At 67.9% G+C, this 25,703-nt stretch carries 16 protein-coding genes and 1 pseudogene; 2 read left to right on the top strand and 15 right to left on the bottom strand.

Translation table 11 applies throughout. From position 1 onward, the window contains the following. Positions 1-37 precede the first annotated feature (37 nt). The 5 genes from BLQ73_RS05135 to BLQ73_RS05115 form a co-directional block, all read right to left on the bottom strand. Positions 38-946, bottom strand: coding sequence for an ABC transporter permease (locus BLQ73_RS05135; RefSeq protein ID WP_218125630.1), 909 nt, complete (start codon positions 944-946; stop codon positions 38-40). Further along, the gene (locus BLQ73_RS05130) at positions 943-2,046 is read right to left on the bottom strand and encodes an ABC transporter permease (protein WP_093168800.1); all 1,104 of its coding nucleotides are present in this window, start codon (positions 2,044-2,046) and stop codon (positions 943-945) included. The genes BLQ73_RS05135 and BLQ73_RS05130 overlap by 4 nt, the downstream gene beginning before the upstream one ends. Further along, complete coding sequence (locus BLQ73_RS05125; RefSeq protein ID WP_093168798.1) at positions 2,043-3,635, bottom strand: ABC transporter ATP-binding protein; 1,593 nt, start codon at positions 3,633-3,635, stop codon at positions 2,043-2,045. The genes BLQ73_RS05130 and BLQ73_RS05125 overlap by 4 nt, the downstream gene beginning before the upstream one ends. Next, the gene (locus BLQ73_RS05120) at positions 3,604-4,671 is read right to left on the bottom strand and encodes a BMP family ABC transporter substrate-binding protein (protein ID WP_093168796.1); all 1,068 of its coding nucleotides are present in this window, start codon (positions 4,669-4,671) and stop codon (positions 3,604-3,606) included. The genes BLQ73_RS05125 and BLQ73_RS05120 overlap by 32 nt, the downstream gene beginning before the upstream one ends. 266 nt (positions 4,672-4,937) lie before the next feature. Then, on the bottom strand, positions 4,938-5,372 hold the full coding sequence (locus tag BLQ73_RS05115; protein WP_093168794.1) for a hypothetical protein: 435 nt from the start codon (positions 5,370-5,372) through the stop codon (positions 4,938-4,940). 223 nt (positions 5,373-5,595) lie between these two features. On the opposite strand from BLQ73_RS05115, the gene BLQ73_RS05110 reads away from it, so the two are divergent. Continuing rightward, complete coding sequence (locus tag BLQ73_RS05110) at positions 5,596-7,548, top strand: sensor histidine kinase (protein WP_093168792.1); 1,953 nt, start codon at positions 5,596-5,598, stop codon at positions 7,546-7,548. 335 nt (positions 7,549-7,883) lie between these two features. Here BLQ73_RS05110 and BLQ73_RS34920 read toward each other — a convergent pair. The 6 genes and pseudogenes from BLQ73_RS34920 to BLQ73_RS05085 form a co-directional block, all read right to left on the bottom strand. Further along, positions 7,884-8,030, bottom strand: a pseudogene (locus BLQ73_RS34920) (hypothetical protein); the annotation flags it as partial. Between the two features lie 314 nt (positions 8,031-8,344). Next, complete coding sequence (locus tag BLQ73_RS05105) at positions 8,345-9,955, bottom strand: ABC-three component system protein (RefSeq protein WP_245690805.1); 1,611 nt, start codon at positions 9,953-9,955, stop codon at positions 8,345-8,347. Between the two features lie 112 nt (positions 9,956-10,067). Continuing rightward, entirely contained in the window at positions 10,068-10,334 is a 267-nt protein-coding gene (locus tag BLQ73_RS05100) for an ABC-three component system middle component 6 (RefSeq protein ID WP_093168788.1), read from the bottom strand. Continuing rightward, a complete protein-coding gene (locus BLQ73_RS05095) occupies positions 10,331-11,227 on the bottom strand; it encodes an ABC-three component system protein (protein WP_176955282.1) in 897 nt (298 codons plus the stop codon). Before BLQ73_RS05095 ends, BLQ73_RS05100 begins: the two co-directional genes overlap by 4 nt. Before the next feature lie 418 nt (positions 11,228-11,645). Next, the gene (locus BLQ73_RS05090; protein ID WP_093168784.1) at positions 11,646-12,275 is read right to left on the bottom strand and encodes a response regulator; all 630 of its coding nucleotides are present in this window, start codon (positions 12,273-12,275) and stop codon (positions 11,646-11,648) included. Positions 12,276-12,278: 3 nt separating this feature from the next. Next, positions 12,279-16,619, bottom strand: a complete 4,341-nt coding sequence (locus BLQ73_RS05085; protein ID WP_245690804.1) for a HAMP domain-containing protein — start codon at positions 16,617-16,619, stop codon at positions 12,279-12,281. A 120-nt stretch (positions 16,620-16,739) separates the two neighbouring features. Between BLQ73_RS05085 and BLQ73_RS05080 the strand changes: the two genes are divergently transcribed. Continuing rightward, positions 16,740-18,293, top strand: a complete 1,554-nt coding sequence (locus BLQ73_RS05080; RefSeq protein WP_245690803.1) for a PP2C family protein-serine/threonine phosphatase — start codon at positions 16,740-16,742, stop codon at positions 18,291-18,293. A gap of 35 nt (positions 18,294-18,328) precedes the next feature. Here BLQ73_RS05080 and BLQ73_RS05075 read toward each other — a convergent pair whose 3' ends face one another. From BLQ73_RS05075 to BLQ73_RS32100, 4 genes are all read right to left on the bottom strand, one after another. Continuing rightward, positions 18,329-20,146, bottom strand: coding sequence for a S9 family peptidase (locus tag BLQ73_RS05075; protein ID WP_338056593.1), 1,818 nt, complete (start codon positions 20,144-20,146; stop codon positions 18,329-18,331). A gap of 139 nt (positions 20,147-20,285) precedes the next feature. Continuing rightward, positions 20,286-21,170 (bottom strand): putative RNA methyltransferase, encoded by an 885-nt coding sequence (locus tag BLQ73_RS05070; RefSeq protein WP_093168780.1) that lies wholly within the window; start codon positions 21,168-21,170, stop codon positions 20,286-20,288. Positions 21,171-21,262: 92 nt separating this feature from the next. Then, positions 21,263-22,471, bottom strand: a complete 1,209-nt coding sequence (locus BLQ73_RS05065) for an NYN domain-containing protein (RefSeq protein WP_093168778.1) — start codon at positions 22,469-22,471, stop codon at positions 21,263-21,265. A 474-nt stretch (positions 22,472-22,945) separates the two neighbouring features. Then, positions 22,946-25,687, bottom strand: a complete 2,742-nt coding sequence (locus BLQ73_RS32100; RefSeq protein ID WP_176955281.1) for a sigma-70 family RNA polymerase sigma factor — start codon at positions 25,685-25,687, stop codon at positions 22,946-22,948. Positions 25,688-25,703: the final 16 nt, after the last annotated feature.

Here is a 25,703-nt window from a genome sequence, read left to right as displayed (position 1 = left end):
GGCCGCTACCTCAATTCGGTGACATGCCGATGAGAGGTCACGTGATGCCCCTGACGAAGGGCCGTCCGAGGGCGGCGGGCCCGCGGCGGGTTGTGGCGAAGAAGGTCATCGCGATGAGGGCGAGGATGTACGGCGAAGCGACGAGGAACTGCGGGTTGAGCGTGTAGCCGAGGGCGGGGAGGGCGAGGCGCATGGCGTCGGCCGCGCCGAAGACGAGCACCCCGGCAAGCGTGCCGCGCAGCGTCCATCCGCCGAAGATGACGGCGGCGATGACCATATAGCCGCGTCCGGCGGTCATGTTCTGGTTGAAGGTGCCGACTTCGGCCACGGCGAGGTAGGCCCCGCCGAGTCCGGCGAGCGCACCGCACAGCATGAGCGCCTGTCTGCGCCGTTTGTTGACGTCGATGCCGGTGACGTCGGCGGATTGCGGGTTTTCTCCGGCGGCGCGGGCTTCGAGTCCCCATCTGCTGCGGCGGACGAGCCACCACGCGGCGGGGACGAGGGCGGCGAGCAGGTAGGCGGGCCATCGCTGGTCGAACAGCGCGGGTCCGATGACGGGGATGTCCGACAGCAGGGGGATGGTGAGCTTGTCGACCTGCCTGGACTCGGTTTTGAGGAGCAGGAAGCTGGTCAGGCCGAGCACGAGCACGTTGAGGGTCAGCCCGACGACATAGGTGTTGACGCTGAGCCGGTGGCTGAAGCACGCGTGGACGAAGGCGACGAGCAGTCCCGCGGCCACGCCGAAAAGCAGGCCGGCGCTCGCCGAACCGGTCAGACCGGCGCCCGCGACCGCGGTGAAGGCGCCGCCCAGCATCATGCCTTCGACGGAGATGTTCAGCGTCCCCGCCCGCTCGGCGATCCACTCGCCGAGGGCGGCGAACGCCAGCGGGACGGCGAGCCGTACGGCGCTGGCCAGGATGAGTTCGACGCTGTCCACGGCGCTCACGCCTCCACGGCTGGTCTGCGGCGTTTGCGAAGCTCGGCGTAGGCGGCCGGGAAGGCCGCGGCGAGCACGAGCAGCGCGGTGACGACGGAGACGAGGTAGCGCGGCACGCCGGTGGAGGCCAGGAAACCGCCGCCGGCGCGCAGGACGCCGAAGAACAGGGCGACGGGGATCGCCACCAGGGGGTGGTTGCGCGCCACGAGCGCGACGAGCAGGCCCTCCCAGCCGACGTTGTCGGCGAAGCCCGCCTGGATGCGGTAGACGCCGCCGGTCAGCATGACGCCCCCCGCCAGGCCGGCGGCCCCGCCGGACAGCAGGAGCGCACCGCCGCCGAGGGCGGCGGCCCGCACGCCGGCCCTGCGGGCGGCGACCGGGTTGAGGCCGAGCATGCGCAGCCGGAACCCCCATTTTCCGTGGCGCAGCAGGTACGCGACCACGCCGGTGACGGCGAGCGCGATGACGAAGCCGGTGCCGAGGTTGAAGTCGGGGTATTCGCCGAGGCGCGGCAGCCGTACGCCTTCGGGCAGCAGGTCGGACTGCGGCGAGAGGATCTGGCCTTCGACCGCGGTCTCCTGGAGCAGATAGTCGCGGTTGACCGCGAACGACACGAGTTGCATGGCCACGAACACCATGAGCAGGGTGGCGACGACGACGTCCACCCCGCGCCAGTAGTACAGCACGGCGGGGATGCCCGCCCACAGCGCGCCGGCGAGGGCCGCGCCGAGCAGCGCGAGCGCGCCGACGAGCCACCCGGGGCCCGGCACGAACAGTCCGATCGCCGCGCCGGCCGCGGCGCCGACGATGAGCTGCCCTTCCTGTCCGATGTTGAAGATCCCGGCCCGCGCGGAGACGATCGCGCCGATGGCGACGATCAACAGCGGGGTGGTCTCGTCGATCGTCTGGCCGATCGACGCCCCGCCGTCGAGACTGCCCTGGTAGAGCGCGAGCAGCGCGTCTGCCATGGAGTGTCCGCCGACGGTCACGAGCGCGGCGGCCAGGGCGAGTGCGACGGCGAACGACACGGCGTACAGCAGAGGCGTGCGCAGCCTCGACCGGACCGGCGCACGGTCGGCGTGCCGTGCGCCGGGCCTGGTGAGCGTCATGCGGCCCGTCCCCCCATCATCAGGCCGAGCCGTTCGAGGTCGACGTCGGCCCGCGTCATCTCGCCGACGATCGCGCCGCGGTGGATGACCGCGACACGGTGGGCGAGGGTGAGGATCTCCTCCAGTTCTGTGGAGATCAGGAGTACGGCGATGCCGTCCCGCGCGGCCTGGTGGATCCGTTCGGTCATGTATTCGGTGGCGCCGACGTCGAGACCGCGGGTGGGTTGGGCGGCGACCAGCACCGTGGGCCGCGCCGCGAGTTCGCGGGCGAGCACGACCTTCTGCTGGTTGCCTCCGGACAGCAGCCGCATGGGCGTGTCGGGTGAGGGCACCGCGATATCGAACTCCTCGATCAGCCTCGCGGCGCGTTCGCGCAGCTTTCGGGGGCTGACGAGCACGCTGCCGCTCACCTGGTCGAGGTCGGTCAGGACAAGGTTCTCGGCCACGCTCATGTCGAGTACGCATCCAGACGCGTGCCGGTCCTCCGGCACCACCCCGACGCCTGCCCGGTGCATGGCTCCGGGTTCGCCTGTCGGTACGGCGGAGCCGCCCACCTCGACCGTCCCGCCGTCGAGGTCGAGGAGGCTGGACAGCAGGTCGCCGAGCGCGGCCTGGCCGTTGCCCTCGACGCCGGCGATGCCGAGGATCTCCCCGGCGCGGACGTGGAGGGACAGGCCGGACAGCAGGGGGCGGCCGTCGCGGGCGGTGGCACGGACATCGGTGAGGCGGAGCCGTACGTCGCCTTCGGTCGCGGCCCGGCCCCCCTGGACCAGGGCGTCCATGGAGCCCACGGCGGAGGCGGCGGTCCATGTGGCGGGTTCGCGGCCCACCATCGCGCGGGCGAGGTCGCGCGCGTCCGTGCCTGCGGTGTCGCGGCGGGCGACCACGGCTCCGCCGCGCATGATGGTGACACGGTCGGTGGCGTGGAGGATCTCGTCGAGCTTGTGGCTGATGAGGATGACGGTCGTGTTCTCGTCGGTGGTGACGCGCCGGAGCACGGAGAACAGCTCGCGGGACTCTGCGAGGGTGAGGACCGACGTGGGTTCGTCCAGGATGAGTAGACCGGGGCGGCGGCGGAGGCATTTGATGAGTTCGACCCGTTGGCGTTCGCCTGTCGAGAGGTCGTCGACGTAGGCGTCGGGGTTCACCGCCAGGCCGTATCTCTCGCCGACCTCGTTCACCACGCGTCTGGCGTGGTCGCGGTCGACGCGGCCGAGTTCGCCGAGGACGGCGTTCTCCCACACCCGCATGCGCCCGACCAGGCTGAAGTGCTGGTGGACCATGGCGATCCCGAGCGCGGTTGCCGTCTGCGGGTCGTTCACTTCGACGTGCCGCCCGGCCATCATGATCTCCCCGGAGTCGGGGACCACGAGACCGGTGAGGATCTTCATCAGGGTGCTTTTGCCGGCGCCGTTCTGTCCGAGCAGTCCGTGGATCTCCCCCGGCCGCACGCTCAGGGACACGTCGTCGCACGCCACCACGGAGCCGAAGCGCTTGGTGATGCGGCGGAGTTCGACCGAGGGGACGGCGGCGGCGGGAGCCGCGGTCCCGGCCGACCTAGCGTGCTCCGTCGACGGCGGCATCGACATCGAGCTTCCCTGTGCCCATGTCCTTCATGACCTGGTCGATCCGGTCCTGCTGATCGCCTTCGGGTGAGCAGAACTTGACGGTGGGTACCGGGTCGACACCCATGGTCCAGATGCGGGCGGTGCCCATCTTGAGGGTGCCCTTGCCGAAGTCTTCCAGGGCGGCGGCGAAGTACGCGCCGGGGCTGAAGATCACCGACACGGCGTATTTAGTCGTGGTGTCGGCACAGCGGTCCGTGCCCGGGGTGAGGGCGGAGATGCCCGCGGCGTTGGCCTGCTGGGTGACGGCGTCGGTCGCCCCTCCCAGGTAGGGGTAGACGACCTTGATGCCTTGGGCCTTCTGCGCTTCGAACGCCTCCTTGGCCTTGGCGGAGTCGTCGAAGTCGCCGGTGTAGGTGGTGATGAGTTCCGCGTTCGGGACGACGGCCCGCATGCCGGCCTGGAACGCCTTGGCGGCCTGCTTGGCGAAGTCGAGCTCGGGGCCGGTGATGTAGCCGGCTTTGGAGGCTCCCGCCTGCTTGAGCAGCTGGCCGGCCGCGTAGCCCGCGGCGTACAACGACTGGTTGACGGTGTCCTTGGACTGGGTGAAGTATTCGGTCTGCTCGACGCCGCCGCCGCCGTTGACGTACCAGTTCACGCCTTTGCACTGGGGTTCGGGCGCGGCGGTGAGCGCGTCCGCAAGGACGCTCGCGCCCACCGCGATGAGGTCGACGCGCTGCCGGCAGAGGTTGCGCGCCTGGTTGACCGCGTCGGCGGGGTTGAGCTTGTCGATGGGGCGGACCTCCCACCCGTTGGCCTGCGCGACCTTGTTCGCGTCGTCGACGAAGCTCTGGTAGTAGCCGTTGTCCCGGGTGTCGCCGGGGCTCATGATCCCGATGACGACCTTCCCGTCGCCGTTGACATCTGGCTGCCCTGTGGCCTTGGGGGCCGCGGATCCGCTTCCGGAGCCGCCCGCTCCGCCGTTTCCGCCTCCGCAGGCGGTGAGGAGGAGGGCCGGGGCGGCGAGAAACACGAGAGCGGCTCGTGCCGGAAACTTCATGGCGTTGCCTCCAAAGGACCCGTTGGGGTAGGTCGATGAACCTTGACCTCGGCGCGGGGCAGCGGGCCCTTCACCTGAGACGCGGGATGACTCGACCAGGAAGCGAGAACACCGGCTGCGTGGCCTTATCTTCCCAATCTTCCCATGGACCCCTCGACGGGCCGGAGCCCACCGCTTCCCGGCGGCACGGGCGTCTTCACGATCGTGTCCTCCCAATCGTGAAGATCCTCCCGATCGTGAAGAGGTGGGAGGGGGAGAGGCGGGGCTCAGGTGGAGGAGGTCACGGAGGTGGCGCGGGCGCGGCGGGACTCCCACCAGAGGGCGGCGCCGGTGACGACGGCTCCCACGCCCTCCCAGATCGCCACGCCGAGGAAGCGGTCCGGAGCGTTTCCGATGACGACCAGGATGGTGAATACGGTGAAGGTGACAAGGCGGAATGGCACAGTCCAGACGTAGAACGGCCGGAACTCGACAGCCGACGCCAGCATGTAGTAGGCACCCATGTTCACCGCGGCCATCGATGATGCCGCCATATAGACGAGGGTGTAGTCGCCCGGTGCCCTCTCACCCGTGGGAACGGTTTCGAAACCCAGTATGACCAGCAGAGAGTCCGGTGATACGAGGCCGAGCACCCCCAGCGCGAAGGCGAGGAAACCAAAGACGGCGATGGTCCAGCCCGCTAAGGAGCGCGGAAAGCGCACGGCGTTCCTCCATACTTAGGAGTCAAGTCAGAGCGCCCAGGGTGTAACCTCTCAGCGATCTCTGATCGCGCATTTCATCACGAATCCACCGGAACATCCACCGGCCAGAGAGGGTCGTCGTGAACTTCCTTCCCCAGCCGCACCGTGTCGGGTTCCCGATGACGGCATCGCCGCGCCGGTGGGAGCCGGATTCGTGCCCCCCACTTCCCAACCCGGATGACACATGCTCACAGGCGGCCGACCGATTCACGTCAAGATCATCCTGCTGCTGGCAGTGCCGATCACCTCTCTTATCGCACTGTGGATCTTCGCGGCGGGACTGACCGGAAGCGACGGGCTCCGGCTCCTCGAAATCAACACCGTGGTCAACACGGTCTCGATGCCCTCAGAGCAGGCGGTCATACAGATCCAGCACGAGCGCCTCACCTCCGTGCGATTCCTGCGCCCCGGCCAAAGCCCCGACGAACTCCACGTCCAGCGCGCCAAAACCGATAAGGCCGTCGCCGAGTTCACTCGGCTCGCCTCCGGCGACGACGCCCGGGAAGCCGTCTCACCGGAAACCCGCACCCAGCTCACCACGCTGCTGCGCGAACTCCAACGACTCCCCGAGATCCGCCGCCAGGTCGACGGCAGAAACGTCGACAGCCTCGAAGTCATCGACTTCTACAGCGGAATCGTCGACAGCGGTTTCCGCATGTACGACAAGATGATTCTCGTCCCCGACCTGCACCTCTACCGGCAGGCCAAAGCCGTCACCACCCTCGGCGAGGCCAAGGAGATCCTCAGCCGGGAACGCGCCCTCATCACCGGCGCCGTCGCCGCCGGCCGCGTCACGCCCAGCGAACGCGACGCCTTCACCCGGATGTCCGCCACCCGCCGCTTCCTGTACGGCCAAGCCATCTCCGCGCTCGACGCCGAAATCCGAGGCCCCTACGAGAAGCTCTACGCCTCCTCGCTCTACAACCGATTCGCCGTCATCGAGAACCGGCTGCGCAACACCGGCCCCGGCGAAAGCCTGCCGCCCCAATCCATACTGTGGCCCGCCGAGGTCACCGGCCTGTGGACGGCCGTCGAACGCAACCAGGCGGAAGCCGTACAGCACATCGTCGTCCGCGTCACACCCGCGGCCGTCACCATCCTCGTCCAGATCGGCATCGCCGGCGGTGTCGGCCTCATCGCCGTCGTCCTGTCCGTCGTCGTCACCCTGCGTTTCCGCAAGCGTCTCGTTGGCGAACTCGCCGGCCTGCGCGACGCCGCACGCGAACTCGCCGACGTCAAACTCACAGCCCTCGTCGAACGGCTACGCAACAGCAAGAACGCGACCCCGGGCCCGAACGCCGCCCCGGACGCGGGAGCCGACATCGCCGTGCCCCTCGACGTCAAAACCGACACCCTTGAAATCCGCGGCATTCTCCACGCCTTCGACTCCGTGCAGAAAACCGCCGTCGACGCCGCCGTCGACCAGGCCCGCCTGCGCAACGGCGTCAGCAAGGTCTTCGTCAACCTCGCCCGGCGCAACCAATCACTACTGCACCGCCAGCTTTCCCAGCTCGACGCCATGGAGAAGGCCACCGACGACCCCGACGCCCTGCAGGACCTGTTCAGCATCGACCATCTCACCACCCGCATGCGCCGCCACGCGGAAAGCCTCATCATCCTCTCCGGCGCCTCCCCCGGCCGAGGCTGGCGCAACCCCATCCCCGTCGTCGACGTCGTGCGCGCCGCCCTCGCCGAAATCGAGGAATACGCCCGCGTGCAGGTCATGCACACCCCGAGGGTGTCCCTGGCCGGCTCCGCCGTCGCCGACACCATCCACCTCATCGCCGAACTCGCCGAGAACGCCACGCTGTTCTCCCCGTCCCAGACCAAAGTCGACCTGCGCAGCAGCGTCGACGACACCGGGCTCCTCGTCGAGATCGAAGACCGCGGACTCGGCATCGGGCCGGTGGAACTCTACGAGATCAACACCCGGCTCACCGACGTCCCCGAATTCGACCTCGCCGAAAGCGACAAACTCGGCCTGTTCGTCGTGGCCCGCCTCGCCGCCCGCCACAACATCCGCGTAGCCCTCAACGCCAGCCCCTTCGGCGGCATCAACGCCACCGTCCACATCCCGGCCGACCTCATCGTCCACCCGCCCACCGCCGTCCCCGCCCTCACCTCCGCGAAGGACTGACCTCCTCCCCCTCCCGAGGGACGCGACAACCGGCCAACCAGCACATCAGCGGCTCGACCCGGACCGCGGCCCACCCCACCCCGCCCCCGCGAACCCCCGGGCGTCCAGCTCACGCCACACGCCCGGCCCTCAGCCTCTCCTCCCCTCCTCCCCTCCCCACCGACGCTAGAGCTGAGACGGGTGACGCGGCACGCGCACGTAACATCCCGCCCTCCGCATGCCGTGGAGCAACCGGAACCCCTCGTCCCGAGTGCAGCACCCTTCCATGACCCCCTCCGCGACGAGGTCCATGGTGTCCCGCGCAGAAATGCCCTGCCCTCTCGCAGATGACCGAGTTCATGGGCGATGGTGAATCGCTGCCGGGCCGGAACCCGCGAAGTGCCGACGACCACCAGGTTCGCGTGCTCATCCACATAGGTCAGCCCGTCAAAACCGTCGGGTAGGCGAACGATCGCCACGTCAACCCCGAAGACCTTCTCCATGGCATCGGCCAGGTCGCGCGTCCGGTAGGGGTGGACGCCCTGGGAACGAGCGTGCTCCAGAGCCTGACCTGCCAGCTGATTTCCCTGCTCTACCGGCCCTCCCGGCGCCGCGGTCGACGGCGGCATCGCGGGCTCCCGCCTGTAGCCGAGGAAGGCCAGGTCGGCTCTGAGTTGAGCGAGCCGTTCGGCGTCGCGGACCGCGACCGAGGCATCGAAGGGCAGCATGGGGGCGCGGGCCTCACCCCTGCCCGTCCCGCCTTCGCCGGAGCTTGCCTCCGGCGAAATGCTCAGATTTCGTCAGTAGACACGTATGTTCACCTATCAAACCGAAAGCCGAACAATCCGCCTTCGTCGTATGCGTCGCTGAGGCGAGGCTCAATAACGTGCGGATCGGAGGAAAATCCAAGCCGTTCCGCCTTGGCCAACTCGTCCTCATTGATGGTGACGATATATTGCATACCTTCGGCATCGACGGTTTCGGCTGCCAGCTCCAAGGCATTGGTCAACTGCCGATCGTCCACCCCGTCGAACATGTGGCTATCGTGCACGAGGAAGTCAGGGGCCCGGCCCGCCCGGTGAGCGATGACCGCAACGGTGAGGTCAAAGCAGAAAATGGCCATACGGTTGATTCCAGAACTGAGATCACTGTCGATCTTCGGCGTGATCTTCAGACTGCTGCGACTCGGTTCGATCTTGAGGTAGGAGTGGCGGTTGGTTCCATACAGCCTTTGAACGCACTCGTTGAAGAACACCGTCGCCTGGCTGACAATCGCCTGACGTTCCTCTAGATCGGTCTCGACCTCCTGGCTGAGCCTCAACAGGTCACTTTCAAGCTCTCGGCCGCTTGATTCGACCGCGAGCGCGGCGTCCAGGCGATGCCTGAGCGCACCAAGGGCGGCCTCCTCTTGCCCCAACGCCTTCTGCAGGGTGGTCAACGCCGCCAGGGCACCACCTTCGCTCAGTTGTTTGAGGATGGCGCTCTGCTCATCGCCGAGGCGAGCACGTTCACGCTCTCTTGCCGCCAAACGTGCACGAGCATCCTTGATCTCTTGCTCCAGATAGGTGCGACGATTTGCGACCACTGCGGCATGAAACGCTCGCACCTCGTCGAACCGCTTGCTGATATGCGTTGGCAGCGCGATCTCAAGATCTTCGTAGACCCGCTCCAAATATCGCACTTCTGGGTCTACGGCATCGACTACAGACTTCATGAGGTGATCAAGGTTGCGCCGGTCCAGAACGTCTTTATCGCCGAGCTCACGGATGAGTGCGGCCAACTCGTCGGCGCGCGCTTTGAGTATTTCAAACTGCGGGATCACCTGAAAATTCTTTATCTGCCGGTTCAGATCAGCGATTCGGGATTCGCGGATTGCGATCTCGCCCCTCAGGTCTCCACTTCTCCCAACGACCTTGCCCCATGCGGGATCATTCACGGCCTTCTTCAACTGACTTCGTGCAGCTTTTCGTGTGGCCAACTCCTGATAACGCGCCGCCAAGCTCGCATCGAGCCCCAGCAAGTAGGCCAAATTCGGCGTCGCTTGAGTTTCCGATTGACGCGCGAAACTCCGCGTCGCCTCGTTGAAGCCGTGATCGCCCACCTTACGCATGAGGAACGAGAGAATCGCCCGCCCACTCACTCCCGGTATTTCGCTGGAGAGTCCGAACAGGTTTGATTCGATCAATGCCTGCCACTCCGCGAGCGGCGTCCGACAGAACCGATCCTGGAACAGGCCATCGCCGACGATTGGACATGGCTCCAGCAAGACCGTGGACGCGCTCGATCCTTGACGGCTGATGTCGAGAGGCGTCGTCTGCCCAGGCCAGTCCAGCGCAAGCGTGAATACGGTCTGGCGGAGCTCCTTGTGGTTGACGAGATGGTTTCTGTCCGCCCGAGCACCAAGGAGAAAGTGCAGAAGCTCAATCACACTGGACTTACCCGCACCGTTCCGACTGTCGGTTTGCGCCGCCCCGACGTCTCTCCTGGCTACCAGGAGATTCAGACCCTCCTGGAATCTGACCGTTTTGAACCGCAGGTCGTCAGCTGAGAGCGTCCTTAGCATGCCCCCTCCTCACCACCAGGAGATCGTCGCGTAGCTCGATCTTGCCCAACGTGTAGAGAAGGTCAAGAGCGAGGACGAACCAACCGAAGGACAGCGGTGCCGTATGGTCATTCCGGACACGCCACTCCCGGAGTCTCGACCAGGTTTGGCTGACGGTGAGAGGCCGGTCGAGCTGCATCACGATCTGAGCGCCGACGGCAATGAGGGCCCGGTCAGGGGAGATCCCCTTCGTAGGTGTGATCACGACAGCACTCCCGTCGGAGCACCCGGGGTCCAACCCGCCGGCGGGACCTCGAAAATATCGCATTGTTCAAAAAAGTAGGCGACTACGACATTGCCGGCACGCAGCCGTGAAGGGCGCGGACGGCCCTGTCCCAGGACGTAACCCTGCATCTGCCAAAAGATCTCATCAGGATTGTCGCCGTACTCCTGACGCATCTGCCGATAGTATGCCGCGAAGCCGTCGGCCACCTCGTCACGCTCCGTGACATCGATCACGTCATGGTAATACCGTTCCACCAGATGGACGAATGGGCGAGCCTCTTGAAGATCCCGTTTGGAGTCCTGCCCGAGCTTGTTGAAATCGGCTTTGTGCGGGCTCGGGATCGGAATCTCCTCCAAAGGCGCCGCCGAGGAGCGCGCATCGGCCAGGTGAGTGAGGAGTTCCTCGACGTCGGCCATGCCGACGTCGTAGGCGACCTCATGAACCGGGATCGACTCTCCCAGCAGGACCTCCATCCTGTCCCGGCCCAAGCCCATCACTTCGTACCAGAGCTTTTGAGGCCCCATCTGCTGGAGGCGGATGCCGGGGTGGTCTTGCGCGCCCTGAGCGATGAGGTTGGAGATCACGGGGTGAATGCCCCGCTGATCGTTGTGAACGAAAGTGAAGATGTCGAATTGCTCTCGCCGTTTGTCCAATGCTCCACGCAGGTCTGACCGAAACTTCCGCTGCGTTGCGGACGCGTTAAAGATCTCTGGCGCATAGCAGGCATAGAGGGTGCGGTGACAGCTACACCAACCATCAGCACTCAGGTCACCAATGTTCCCACTGGCCCGAATCGGCATAAATCCGGCATGACTGAGCTCCATAGCCCGGTGGAACAACTTCTCGAACTCGTTCCCACTGCTCTCTTCCACCAATGAGCGGAATCTTGCCTGCGCATACTGTCTCTGGTGCGGAAGCAAAAGGCACCTCGACGAGGTCGTAGTTGTTCCAAGCCCTCGATACGTTAGCCGCCGCCGGAAAGAATGTCACTCCCGTTCTTAATAACGGATGTATCAAACCCGCAACAGCCACCAGAAACGGTGCCCTTCGGCCCACACACGGAAACCCTTATCACACGACAAGGAATACATCCGCAGGCCCCAGTATCTGACTAGCGCAATCACGGAGCTGTGCAACAACCAGGGAATCCCATCGGCAACGTGAAGCAAATCCGATAGAGATTCAAGCTAAACCTGCAGAAACCGGTTATTACGGTGAATACATATATACCCGTGACGCGGCAGGCGGGGCCGTACGGCGTCAGCCGTACGGCCCCGCCTGTGGTGGGGGTCAGCCCAGGGCGTCGAGGGCGGCGCGGAGGTGGGCTATGCGGTCGGTGAGGTCGGCGAGGGGGCCTGCGAAACCGGGAGGGCTGCCGTTGCGGGCGAAGTCGCGCAGGCGCGACAGCTCGGTTTCGACGGCGGTGAGCCGGCGGGAGAGTTCAGGGAGTACGGCGGAGCGATTTCCGGCGGATTCGGGGAGTTCGCCGGTAAGGCGCTCGCGCAGCAGGGCGGCCTGTTCGGCGAGGCGCCGGTTCATGCGGTGGAGTTCGACGAACACGGCGACCTTGGCGCGCAGCACCCAGGGGTCGAAGGGTTTGGTGAGGTAGTCGACGGCGCCGGCGGCATAGCCGCGGAAGGCGTAGTCGGCGACGTCGTCGACCACGGTGAGGAAGATGATGGGGATGTTGCGGGTGCGTTCACGGCGTTTGATGTGGGCGGCCGTTTCGAAGCCGTCCATCCCCGGCATGCGGACGTCGAGGAGGATCAGCGCGAACTCCGTGCTGAGCAGCGCTTTGAGGGCTTCTTCTCCCGAGCGGGCACGCATGGGGACGACGTCGAGCGAACTGAGGATCGCCTCAAGGGCGATGAGGTTCTCTTCCCGATCGTCGACTAGCAAGACCCTTGTACGGTCTGACATCGGTCACGGTCCTCCCAGCGAATCTGTGGACGGGTCCGGTGGATCTTGCGCGGGCGGACTTCCCGGCGACGCGGCGGGGTGTGCGGATGTCCCCTGTCCGCGTGTGGGCGCCGTTGGGCCCGATGCCACCGAACCAGACGCGGCGTTGCCGTTCAACGAGCCTCGGACGCCGTTTCCGGCCTCCCGGGCTTTCGCCGTACGGCCCCGCCTCAGCCACCCGCGCAGGCGGGCGATGAGCTTGTCGACGTCCACGGGCTTCGGCACGTAGTCCGAGGCGCCGGAGGCGATGCTCTTCTCCCTGTCGCCTCGCATCACCTTGGCGGTGAGGGCGATGACGGGCAGGTCGGCGAACTGCGGCATGCGGCGGATGGCGGAGGTGGTGGCCCAGCCGTCCATCTCCGGCATCATGATGTCCATCAGCACGAGCGCCACGTCTTCGTTGCGTTCGAGCTGTTCGATGCCCTCGCGGCCGTTCTCGGCGTAGACCACGGTGGATCCATGGCGTTCCAGAACGCTGGTCAAGGCGAAGACGTTGCGGATGTCGTCGTCCACGATGAGGATTTTGGCCCCGGTGAGGGGGTCGTCGCCCTGCCACGTCCCGATGTCGTCGTCGGCGTCGAAATCGGGCGTGTCCTGCGGCACGATCGCCGGCAGTTCCGGCATGTGGATGTCGGCGGGTTCGATCCTGGGCTCGGGTTCGGCCTGCGGGCGCGGGCGGGCGGACGCGCCGCCGTCCCGTGAGGCCAGGGCGCCGGTGTAGGTCGTGGGGATGTAGAGCGTGAAGGTGCTTCCCTTGGCCGGCTCGCTGTCGACGTGGATCTCACCGCCGAGCAGGCGGGTGATCTCTCGGCAGATGGACAGGCCGAGCCCGGTGCCGCCGTATTTGCGGCTGGTGGTGCCGTCGGCCTGGCGGAACGCCTCGAAGATGACCTCGAGTTTGTCGGGCGCGATGCCGATGCCGGTGTCGATGACCTCGAAGGCCAGCATGCCGCGGGCCTCCCGCAGGTTGTCGTCGTCGTAGTCGACGGAGCGCGTGACCGGGCTGACACGAAGTTTCACGCTGCCGCGCGGGGTGAACTTGACGGCGTTGGAGAGAAGGTTGCGCAGCACCTGCTGAAGGCGCTGTTCGTCGGTGCGCATTTCGCGCGGCACTCCGCTGTCGACCTGGACTTCGAAGGTGAGACCTTTGTCCTGGGCGAGCGGGCCGAAGGTGGCCTCGACGTAGTCCATGAGTTTGGGCAGGGACAGCTGCTGCGGGTGGATGTCCATGCGCCCGGCCTCGACTTTGGACAGGTCGAGGATGTCGTTGATGAGTTGCAGCAGGGCCGAGCCCGCGCCGTGGATGGTGCGGGCGAATTCGACCTGCTGCGGGGTGAGGTTGCCTTCGGCGTTCTCGGTGAGGAGTTTGGCGAGCACGAGCAGGCTGTTGAGCGGGGTGCGCAGCTCGTGCGACATGTTCGCGAGGAACTCGGATTTGTAGCGTGAGGACACCGCGAGCTGTTCGGCCCGCTCTTCAAGGGTGCGCCGGGCCTGCTCGATCTGGAAGTTCTGGATTTCGATGGCGCGGTTCTGCTTGGCGAGCAGGGCTGCCTTGTCCTCCAGTTCGGCGTTGGATCTGCGCAGTTCCTCCTGCTGGCGCTGGAGTTCGTCGGAGCGCTCCTGCAGTTCGGTGGTGAGCCGCTGCGACTCCTTCAGCAGGTCTTCGGTGCGGGAGTTGGCGATGATGGTGTTCATCGTGACGCCGATGGTCTCGACGAGCTGGGTGAGCAGGTCCATGTGGACGGGGCCGAAGCCGCCGAGGGTGGCGAGTTCGAGCACTCCGAGCACGTGGCTTTCGAACAGGACCGGCATGACGACGACCTGGGCGGGGATGGCGCTGGTCAGCCCCGATTCGATGGTGAGGTACGCCGAGGGCACGTTGTCCAGGGTGATGGACTTGCCGTCCTGCGCGGCCTGGCCGACGACGCCTTCCCCGAGGGCGAAGCGCTGTCGGGGTCCGTGGCCGACGGGGGCGCCGTATCCCGCGATGAGGATCAGGTCGTGGTCGCCTGGGGTGCCCACACTGTAGAAGGCGCCGTAGCTGGCGGAGACGAGCGGCGTGAGCTCGCTCATGATGAGCCTGGCGACCGCGATGAGGTCGCGGTGGCCCTGCATGAGCCTGGAGATCCGGGCGAGGTTGGACTTCAGCCAGTCCTGTTCCTGGTTGGCCTTGGTGGTGTTGCGGAGGTTTCCCACCATGGTGTTGATGTTGTCCTTGAGGACGTTGATCTCGCCGGGCGCGTCGACGGTGATGGACCTGGTGAGGTCTCCTCGGGCGACGGCGCTGGTGACCTCGGCGATGGCACGCACCTGCGTGGTGAGGTTGCCGGCGAGTTCGTTGACGCTTTCGGTGAGGCGCTTCCAGGTGCCCTCGACGCCTTCGACTCGGGCCTGGGCGCCGAGGCGGCCTTCGGAGCCGACTTCGCGGGCGACGCGGGTGACCTCGGAGGCGAAGGAGGACAGCTGGTCCACCATCGTGTTGATGGTGGTCTTCAACGCCAGGATCTCGCCCTGCGCATTGACGTCGATCTTGCGCGTCAGGTCGCCGTTGGCGACCGCCGTCGTCACCTCCGCGATGTTGCGCACCTGGTAGGTGAGGTTGTTCGCCATCGAGTTGACGTTGTCGGTGAGGTCCTTCCACACACCCGACACACCGCGGACACGCGCCTGACCACCCAATTGTCCTTCAGTGCCCACCTCGCGGGCCACACGCGTCACCTCGTCGGCGAACAGCGAAAGCTGGTCCACCATCGTGTTCAACGTGTCCTTGAGCTGGAGGACCTCGCCCTGCGCGTCAGCGGTGATCTTCTTGGAGAGGTTGCCCTGGGCGACGGCGGTGGACACGGCGGCGATCTGCCGTACCTGCGTGGTGAGGTTGCCCGCCATGAAGTTGACGTTGTCGGTGAGGTCCTTCCACACACCCGACACACCGCGCACCTGCGCCTGACCGCCGAGTTCGCCCTCGGTGCCCACCTCGCGGGCGACGCGGCTCACCTCGGAGGCGAAGGAGGACAGCTGGTCCACCATCGTGTTGATGGTCGTCTTCAACGCCAGGATCTCGCCTTGGGCGTCCACGTCGATCTTGCGCGTCAGGTCGCCGTTGGCGACCGCCGTCGTCACCTCCGCGATGTTGCGCACCTGGTAGGTGAGGTTGTTCGCCATCGAGTTGACGTTGTCGGTGAGGTCCTTCCACACACCCGACACACCGCGGACACGCGCCTGACCACCCAATTGTCCTTCAGTGCCCACCTCGCGGGCCACACGCGTCACCTCGTCGGCGAACAGCGAAAGCTGGTCCACCATCGTGTTCAACGTGTCCTTGAGCTGAAGGATCTCCCCTTGCGCATCAGCAGTGATCTTCTTGGACAAATCCCCCTCAGCCACGGCGGTGGCGACGGTCGCGATGGCGCGCACCTGGGTCGTGAGGTTGCCCGCCATGAAGTTGACGTTGTCGGTGAGGTCCTTCCACACGCCCGACACACCGCGCACCTGCGCCTGACCGCCGAGCTGGCCCTCGGTGCCCACCTCGCGGGCGACCCGGGTGACCTCCTCGGCGAAGGCGGAAAGCTGGTCCACCATCGTGTTGACGGTGTTCTTCAGCTCGAACATCTCGCCGACGGCGTCCACGGTCACCTTGCGGCTGAGGTCGCCCCGCGCCACCGCCGTGGTGACGTGCGCGATGTCGCGCACCTGAGCGGAGACCCGACTGGACATGGTGTTGACCGCCTCGGTGAGGTCGCGCCAACTGCCGGACATGCCGCGCACATTGGCCCGGCCGCCGAGGCGGCCCTCGGTGCCGGCCTCCCGGGCGACTCTGGTCACCTCCGAGTTGAACAGGGCGAGCTGGTCGACCATCCCGTTGATCGCGCGCCCCAGCCTGCGCACCTCACCCCGAGCCGAGCGGTCGATGTCGATCCGGCGGGAGAGGTCGCCCTTGGCGACCGCGTCGATCACGTCGGCGGCGCCTCTCAACGGGCTGGTGAGGGCGTCGATCAGCGAGTTGACCGTCTCCACGCTCTCGGCCCATGAACCCACGCCCGGACCTCGGGCGAGCCGCTCGCCGAACCGGCCCTCCTTGACGACCTCGCGGCGCACACGCAGAAGTTCGCTGGCGAGGTGCTCACGCCGGTCGCCCACCTCGTTCATCAGGAGGCGTATCTCACTGAGAATGCCTGGTGGAGCGTGGGGGACACGGTGGCGGAAATCACCGTCACGCCACGTGATGAGCGTCTCCAGGATGGGGCGCAGCTCGGACTCCCGATAAGTCCTTTCCTCGGCAGGCGACAGGCTCTTGGCCGTATTCATGGCACCTCCTTCGCCCCCTGCGACCGCTCGGGGGTCCTGCAAGTTTGTCACGATGGGGACCGGGGAGGCCCGCTCTCCGGTTTACCCCATGTCAGTCATAAGTGTGGTAGGGAGGGAACGGTGACAGGTCCTAGCCGCGCACTCCTTGCGGCCACGTTTGCCCCAGGCGAGGAGGCCATCCCCGCCGCCCGGCGTTTCACCCATGAGGTCATGACCGCGTGGGCGACGGGCGCGGCCGCGCTCGCCGACGCCGATTCCCTGGTCAGCGCTCTTGCGAAGGAAGCCGCCGAGGCCCCGTTCGAGGTTATATGGAATCACCACGGTGATGCCGTACGGCTGGAGCTGAGACAGAAGGACGTCCCCTCCATCGGGTTGGGCGCAGCACCGCAGGTGCCGGTAGAGGAGTGGGGGGTGACCTTTTCCGGACAGACACGTGTCCGGTGGGCCACGCTCCCCCTGCCCGGCATGGCCGGGCAGATCGCGGCCGAGTGGTCGGAGGAGAGCGCGCACGAGCCCCCGTGGCTGGGTTTCCTGGCCGACGCCAGCGATCTCCTGGCGGGCACGCTGGACCCGGACATGGTTCCCGCGATCATCGCGCAGATCGTGGTGCCGCGGCTGTCGACGTGGTGTGCCGTTTACACTTCGGCCGGAAAAACGACCAGATACAGTCATCCGGTCTACCTCTGGCATGCCGACGAGAGCAGGCTCGACGCCCTGCGCGACGAGCTCTCGGGGTTCGAGCTGCCGGTCGAGGCCGCGCAGATGGTGACGTCGGCGCAGGTCGGAGACCTGCAGATGCTTGTGGTACCGCTGATCGCCCGGGGGCGCACACTCGGGATGATGTGCCTGGGCCGCGCCGAGCGGTTCCCCGACGACGTGGTGCATGTCGCGCAGGACATCGGCCGCAGGGCGGCCCTGTCCATGGACAACGCCCGACTCTACGACCAGCAGGCGGCGGCGAACCGCGCGTTGCAGCGGAGCCTGCTTCCCCCCGCCGACCCGGACGTGCCGCTCGTGGACTACGGCGTGGTCTACGAGCCCGCCGGGGAGACGAACGAGGTCGGGGGCGACTTCTACGACTTGTTCGCCGGCGTCGGCGAATCGTGGCGGTTCGCCATCGGCGACGTGTGCGGCACTGGGCCCGAGGCGGCGGCGGTGACGGGCCTGGCCCGCCACACGCTGCGTCTGCTGGCCCGTGAGGGGTACGGCGTGGCCGCGGTGCTCGGCCGCCTCAACCAGGCGATCCTGGAGGAGGGGGAGAGGGCCAGGTTCCTGACCCTGCTCCACGGTGAGATCAGCCCGAGCTCCGGCGGACTCGACGTCAAACTCGTGTCCGCGGGGCATCCGGAGGCCCTGTGTCTGCGAAGCGGCGGCGAGGTCGAGGCGGTGACGACGCCTCAGTCCTTGCTCGGGGTGTTCCCCGAGGCCGCCTTCGAAGCCGACGTGATACGGCTCGACCCCGGGGATCTGCTGCTCGCGGTCACCGACGGGGTGACCGAGCGCCGCCGCGGGGGGCGACTGCTGGACGACGACGGCGGTTTGGCCAAGCTTCTGGCCGAGTGCGTAGGGCTTTCCGCACAAGCGGTCGCGGAAAGGGTGCGCCGTGCCGTACAGGAGTTCGCTCCGGAACCCGCCACCGACGATCTCGCGATCCTCGTGCTGCGCGCGAGATGACGCATGAGATGACACGTGTGCGGCGGTGAAGATGATCAGCCGTCGAGTCCGAGGTGGCGTCTGACGAAGTCGAGTTGGACGGACATCTGAGCGATGCGTTCGGCCACGACCAGGGTGCCGTGGCCCGCCTCGTAGCGGTAGATCTCGTGCGCGTGGCCGATGTCGGCCAGCCGGGCGACGTAATCGTCGATCTGGCGGATCGGACAGCGAGGGTCGTTCTCCCCGGCGAGGATGAGCACAGGTGCCTCGATCTGGTCGATGTAGGCCGACGGCGAGCAGGAGGCGTAGAGGTCGGGCAGTTCGTCGGGCGGGCCTCCGAGGAGGACGCGATGGTAGGCGCGCAGCCGTTCGGCCTCGTCCTCGTAGGCGGTCCGGTGGTCGGTGATCGGCACCGCGGCGATGCCGGCGGCCCACGCCTTGGGTTGGGTGCCGAGTCCGAGCAGCGTGAGGAAGCCGCCCCACGATGATCCGGCGAGGACGAGCCGGTCGGGGTCGACAAGGCCGCGGGCGACGACCGCGTCGCGGACCGCCATGACGTCGGCGAGCTCGATGTGGCCGACCTCGCCCTGGAGTGCGTCACGCCATGCCACGCCATAACCGGTCGAACCCCGGTAGTTCACCCTTACGACTACGAAACCGCATTCCACCCATGCGGATACCTCAGGGCTGAAGGCGTCGGCGTCGTGCGCGTGGGGCCCGCCGTGCAGCAGGAAGATCGCGGGATGGGGCGACGTGCCCGTCGACGGCCTCGACACCAGCGCGTGGACGCGCCCGCCGGGGCCGTCGACGTCGAGATCCTCCACCGGAACCGATCGAGGTGAGGTGGGACCTGCGGTGTTGAGCACGATGTGACCGTTGCTGGACTTCATCACGGGAGGGTGCGCCGCGCTCGACCACGCGAACTCCACCGTGCCGTCCGGCCGCGCGGCAGCCGCCTCGATGACGCCCCGCGGCGTCTCGATAGGGATGATCTTGCCCCCGCCGAGGTCGTACCTCGACAGGGTGGTCCGCCCCCGGTTATCGCTGGTGATCAATACGGCACGGCCGTCGTCATACCAGTCGGCGTTGATCTCGCCGGCGTCGCGCAGCCAGATCTCCCGCTGTTCGTCGCTGACCGGGTCCCACACCAGGGGTTCGCGTCTCCCCCGGCGTTCGTGCAGCACGAGCAGGCGCCGGTCGCCGACGGCGGGGGCGAACCGCAGGCCGATCACCCCTCGGCCATCGCCGCAGTGGAGTTCACCCACGACCTGGCCGCCGGGACGCACCACACGCAGCGAGGGGTGCCGGGCGTCGCCGTGCTCGCTGTGGGAGATCGCGATAAGGGAGCCGTCGAGGGATATGTCGGCGACGGACGCGGCTTCGGTGTGCTCGTAGAGCAGTTCGCTGGGTTCGCCGGGACGCACGAGGTAGATCTGAAAAATGCCGGGCTGGGCGACACCGACGGCCGCGGCGCCGGAGGCCGACAGGGCGATGCCCATGGGGTGGCCGGGCGGGATGTCCGGGGCGACGGACTCGTCGGGGCCTCCGCCGTACCGCTGGCGCATCCACACGCCGTGCTCGTCGCCGGATTCGTCGGCGAACCACCAGATCCACCTGCCGGTCGGGTCGATCAGGCCGTGAGCGGTGCCCTGGCTGCGGGCGGTGACCTGGCGGGTGCCACCGGTGGCGCGGTCCCAGGCGTAGATCTCCCACGCTCCCGAGGCGTTGCTGCGGTAGACGGAGCGGCTCGGTGCCTGCCGCGCCCAGGCCGGCAGCGTCATGCGCGGCGCCCGGAACCTGGCCTGCCAGCGTTCCTCCGCCTTCATATAGCGCGTCCCCTCCTTGTGGGCCTTCGCATTGGTTCTCGTGCTCACCCAGGGCGCGTAGTGCGCGGCCCCGACGCTATCCGGCGGGTCGCCGTCCAGTATGTCGCCTCCAGATGGCAATTGCTTAGGGAATGTGGGGTAATTCCGGGCTAAATACCCCATCGGTAACACCAATCCCACTGAAAGGTCAAGGTGACATCCTTGATCGCGTTGGTTTCTTGAAGATAGACATGCGAAACGACGCGGAAACGCGAAAAGGATTCGCGAGTGCGCTCGTTCTTGTGAGAAGAGCCTCAGGATCGGTGTGCCACGCGCTCGGCCCCATGGAAACAACGGCCGCGACATCCTCCGGCGACAACGACAGGTCGAACTCCACCTCGCGTCTCTCCGTTTCCTCGAAATCCGCGCCGAGCGCCTCTTCGATCCGCCGGTCCTTGTCCTCATCGACCGACAGCAGCCCCAGCATCCCCACGAGCGGGTCCAGGTGGCGCGGCGTGGGGGTCACCACGACCAGGGCGCCCTCCGGGCGGAGCACCCGGGCGAACTCGGGACCGTTGCGCGGCGCGAACACGTTCAGCAGCACGTCCACCGACGCGCTCCGCACCGGCAGCGGACGCCACACGTCGCCGACAAAGGCACCGATGCGCGGATGGGCCTTGGCGGCCCGCCGTACGGCATGCTTCGAGACGTCCATCGCGATGCCCACGGCCAAGGGCCCGGAGTCGCTCGCGGTCGCGAGCGCGGCGTCGAGGACGGCCGCCAGGTAGTGGCCCGTCCCCGCTCCCGCGTCCAGCACCACGCCGGCGCCGACCGTCAGCGGACCGGCCGACACCTCGGCCACGGCAGCCGAAAGCGCCGCGTAATGCCCTGCTCCGAGGAACCGATCCCGCGCCGCCACCATCGCAGGGGTGTCAGCGGTGCCGGGAGCACGTGACCCGGTGAGCAGGCTGACGTATCCCTGACGCGCCACGTCGAACCCGTGTCCCTTCCCACACGTGACCGTACCGCCCCCGAGAGCCAACCTCTCCCCGCAGACGGGGCACAGGAGGTGACCGATAACGTGTTCCAGCATCCCCCCATCATCTCCCCGTCAGCCGAATGATCGCTGTGAACTTCCTGTGAGGCGGGAGCGGGCCGTACGGCGGGCGGAGGGGGCGTGGGCGATCAGCGGCGGGCGCGTTCGAGGGCGTCCCAGAAGCCGCGGCGCAGCGCGTGGCGGACTTCGTCGTGCAGCAGGAAGTCGATGGGAAGCGCCGATCCCTGCAACAGGCGGGCCTCCAGGTCGGAGGGCATGCGAGGCTTGCGCGCGAGCACCGCCTCCAGCCACAGGGCGGGGGCGTCGCGGGCGACGGACTCGCCGAAGTCGTGCCCCTCCTTATGGGCGGACTTGACGGCTTCCGCGAGCGTCGTGGTGGCGCCACCGGTCGCCGCGGGCACGGGCACGGCCTGCGGGCCGCCGTAGGCGCCGACGGGCTGGGGCTGGTAGACGCCGGGCGAGGTGGGCGCGGCGGGCGGGTGCACGACGGGGAGGGAGCCGGTCGTGTTCTGCGAAGCGGTCGGCGACGAGGCGGTGTCGTGCAAATAGGCCGGATAGGACGGCAGAGCCGGCAACGCGGGCGGAGCCGGGGGCGACACGTGGGAGCGCGCGGCCGGGGCCGGTGTGGACCCGTTCGCATGGCCGCCCGCGCCGATCTCCCTCGCGCCCGCCGACGAGGCCGGGTGCGCCTGCCCCGCGGCCGAACGGTTCGGCGAGGCGAGGTGGCCCCCCGGGCCGTGGGTCGGCTGCGTCACGGTGGACACGCCCGGCTGGTGGCCGTTGCCCACCACGCTGTCGGCCCCGGTCGCCAAGGTCACGTAGGGCCGCAGTTGGCCGCTGCCGATCTCGACAATGTCATCGCACTCGTTGCGCAGCGTCCGGGAGGCCGCGAACGAGGACTCCGCGGCGATCTGTATTACGGTGACGCGGATGCCGAGATCCTGGGCGTCGCAGATGGCCTGGGTGAGATCCTCGTCGCCGCTCACCACGACCGCGTCGCAGATGGCGTTGTTGCGCGCCAGCGTCATCAGATCGCGGTGCACCTGCGCGTCGACGCCCTCGCGCCGCCCCGGGCGGATGCGGGACAGTCTGAGCTTGAGTCCGGGAAGTTCGGCGAGCGCGTCGTGCTCCGCGGTGTTGCGGCCCTCGACGGTCGCCTCATACCAGTAGCAGCGCAGCAGCGGCAGCCCCGTGCGTTCACGGGCGAGGTCGCTCACGAGCTGGAGCAGGCCGGGGAAGTCCCACGAGGTGGCCTCCCGGTGGCGGGTGCCGTGTACGGCCATCGCCCCGTCGGCCACGAGATAGCCTGCGTCCACGAACAGCGCGCAGCGGTCCACGCGACACCGTCCTTCCTGGAGTGGCACGACCCGTCGGCTCCATCTCCCTCAGAGCAGGACGCGCGGCCGTTTCCCAGGGTAGTCATGCCGGTGGCCTTTTTTCATCCGCTTCGTGGTCTAGAGGCGGAACTGAGGCCCGCCGTGGACGGCGTGCGCTATCCGGATCCCACAAACAAATGAAAAGGTTCACTGAGCATTGTTCATCCGCTTCACGCGCCCGACAGTACGACCGAGCCGGCTCCTGCCGGTCGACCGCGATCGTCCGCGGCACGCGGCGGAACGAAGAACCTTGACAGGTCGTGCTCGGGGTGAATCACGGTTGATTCTGTCGCGCCCGACGTAAAGCAGGTCCGACGACACAGCCCTACCGAAGTCAACGGATGGTCGCCGGAACGTCCCTCAGTCGAGCGTTCACGGAGACCGTACCATTTTGTCCTGTTATCGCGCCCGAAAAAGTGGGGATCGTTCCGGCGGTCAGGATCGTGCACGCACACCCACCACCGCCACGCCGAACAGCACCACATCTTCCCGAGTGGACACCCGCAACACGGGCTCCTGACCCAGAACAGGCCGGAACACATCCACATCCACGCCGAACGTCAACCGGCGGTCGACCGCGCCCTCCGCCGACCCGTCGAAGACGTTCTCCGGCACGCGGTCGCCTCCCGCGGGCTTCAGTACGGCACCGCCGAGCGACACCCGATCCCCGCCCAGCCCCGGATCGCCCTCCCACGTCACCAGCCCCACGCGCGCCGGCACCGCCGTCGGCGCGAGCCCGCCCACCGGCAGCTCCAACGCCTTGCCCGGCTCGATGACACTCGCCGTGTCCATCACCACCGCCTGGCTGTACGGCCGGCGCGGATCGGTGGCGATCACCACCAGGCTCCACCCCGCGTACGTGGACACCCCCGGCCGGAGCTTGGCGTCCGCGACCCACCACAGGCCGTCCTCCGCGTCCGGCTCACGCTCCTTGTCCTTGTCCTTGTCCTTGTCCTTGTCCGCCTCCCCGTCCCTGTCCTTGTCCCGGTCCCCATCTCGGCCCTTGTCCCGGTCCGACGGCTGGTTGTCCGCCGCCCTCCGCTCGACCGCCGCGCCGTACGAGAGGGCCGCCCGCTCCGCCTTGCCGCCCCTGCCGCCGTCCTTCGCGTTGGCCGCCTCCCTCTCCTTCCCTGCGCCGGAGCGGTTCTCGTGCACCGACTCGGCACGGTCCCCCATGCGCGCCTCATCCACCAGCCGGGTCACATCCGCGAAAGCCTGGTAGGCAGGCCCCGCGGGCATGTCACGGGTGACCACATCGGTGGCCTTGAGGGTCACATAACGTTTGCGGCCCGGAGGCCGGAACTTGATCGTGGCCTCCCCCGGCCGGGTGGACGCCGACCAGTAGAGCCCGGCCCACACGATCCGTCCTTCGGCCGGAAGGTCGAGCCGGGCGGCGCTGGAGTTGGCCGTGTCCGGGTCATCGTCGAGGTCCAGCGGCTTCAACCGCCACAGGTCGTTGTCACGGGCGTCGCCCGACCGGGAGCGCACGGCGCGGTCACAGGCGCGGCTGCCCACCGGGCATCCCATCAGCGTGTTGCCCACCGTGCGGGTCAGCACTCTGCCGTCGACGGCGAACCGCGCCGACGCGCCGAGGGCGCGCACCCCGGACCCCGCCGACGCCTCGATCTCCTTCCCCGCACCGATGATCCGGACGGAGGGGCCGCTCCCCTCCGGAGCATCGGCGGCCACCAGGACGCGCAGGAAGACGGCGGTCGACTGCCCCGGCGCGAGCGGCCCCCGCGCACATCGGGCGCCATCGTCGTCGGGACGGCACGACCAGCCGTCCACCGTGCCCGCCGTGCCCACTGTGCCCACTGTGCCCACTGTGCCCGCCGTGCCCGCCGTGCCCTCTGTGTCAGCCGTGCCCGCCGGCCCGGCGAGCTCGACCAGCCCGACTCCCCTGTCGCCCCGCGCGCTGGGCACAAGGCTGACCTTCGCAGGAAGCACGACGATCGCCACGATCTGCTTGCTCGGGCCCTTGCCGAGGTTGCGCAGGCGGACGCCCACGATGCCGGGCTGCGAGCGTACGAGCGCGCCCAACGGTGCGATCGACGCCACGACGCGCGGCGCGGCCATGCGCGTACGCGGCGCAGTCCACGGCTTCACCGGCCGCAGAGCGGGCGCGACCACCCGCGGCCCCGGCTCGGAGGTGGGCCGCGGCTCGGGTTTCGGCTCGGGCTTCGGCTCAGGTTTCGGCTCGGGCTTCGGGTCCGGTTCGACGGGAGGCGGCGGCTGGGCCGACACGACCGGCGCGGCGACGGACGGGGGCGTCGGCCGTACGCGGTCCTCGCCGGAGACGAGCATGGCCGCGATGACCACCGCGGCTGCGGCGGCGGCAGCCGTACCGACCACGGCGGCCTGCTGCTTGGGCGCGCGGTGCCACCAGGCGAGCCGGCCGCCGATGGCACCGCCCGCCCCTGCACCGCCCGCCACGACGCCGCCCTTGGCGAGACCCCCGAGGTAGCCGGCGAGCACCGGTCCGACGATGAGCGGCCCGATGAACTCGTGGATGCGCTGGTTGACGTCGGCGAGGTCGAGGAAGGCCGCACGGCACTCGGCGCAGTCGGCCAAGTGGTCGTCCACCAGCTTGGTGTCGCGCTTGGCGAGCCCGCCCCGCACGTAGGCGCCCAGCCTGTCCAGCGTGGGCACGCAGTCCTGATGCGGCTCGGCCGCCAGGTGCATCCGCAGGTAAGCCTGCCGCAACCCCTCACGCGCGCGGTAGGCCAGCGCCGCCACGCCGTTGGCCGACAGCCCCAGCAGAGGCGCGATGTCGGCGGGGCGTTCGCTCTCGACCTCGGTGTGCCACAGCACCATGCGCCAGCGCTCCGGCAGCGACAGGAAGGCACGCGCCACCATGGTGCGTTCGAGCCCGGCCAGGGCGGGGTCGACGAACGGTCGGCCGGAGTCGAAGTCCTCGATCTCCCCGGTCGGCACCTGGCGGGCCTCCACCCGCGTACGGTCGTAGACCGTGTGGCGCACCGCCGTCAGCAGGTACGGCCGGAAGGCCGACTCCGGCCCCCCTCCCCTGCGGAGGAGGTCGAGAATCCTCGTGAACGCCTCCGCCACGACGTCCTCGACCTCGCTCTCGCCCCGGACCAGTTGCCGGGCGAGCGCACGTGCGGTCATGACGTGCCGCTCGTAGAGCTCTCCATATGCCGAGGCACTGCCGGATCGCACGGCTTGGAGTAGGTCA

The organism is Sinosporangium album (genome assembly GCF_900100605.1).
GTDB lineage: Bacteria > Actinomycetota > Actinomycetes > Streptosporangiales > Streptosporangiaceae > Sinosporangium > Sinosporangium album.
This window is presented reverse-complemented; position numbering and strand designations above follow the sequence as displayed.

Bases quoted from the DNA above. Each gene is read 5' to 3' on its own strand.
- BLQ73_RS05130 (WP_093168800.1), bottom strand. From the start codon at position 2,046: ATGACGCTCACCAGGCCCGGCGCACGGCACGCCGACCGTGCGCCGGTC.
- BLQ73_RS05125 (WP_093168798.1), bottom strand. From the start codon at position 3,635: ATGTCGATGCCGCCGTCGACGGAGCACGCTAGGTCGGCCGGGACCGCG.
- BLQ73_RS05120 (WP_093168796.1), bottom strand. From the start codon at position 4,671: ATGAAGTTTCCGGCACGAGCCGCTCTCGTGTTTCTCGCCGCCCCGGCC.
- BLQ73_RS05110 (WP_093168792.1), top strand. From the start codon at position 5,596: ATGCTCACAGGCGGCCGACCGATTCACGTCAAGATCATCCTGCTGCTG.
- BLQ73_RS05090 (WP_093168784.1), bottom strand. From the start codon at position 12,275: ATGTCAGACCGTACAAGGGTCTTGCTAGTCGACGATCGGGAAGAGAAC.
- BLQ73_RS05085 (WP_245690804.1), bottom strand. From the start codon at position 16,619: ATGAATACGGCCAAGAGCCTGTCGCCTGCCGAGGAAAGGACTTATCGG.
- BLQ73_RS05070 (WP_093168780.1), bottom strand. From the start codon at position 21,170: ATGCTGGAACACGTTATCGGTCACCTCCTGTGCCCCGTCTGCGGGGAG.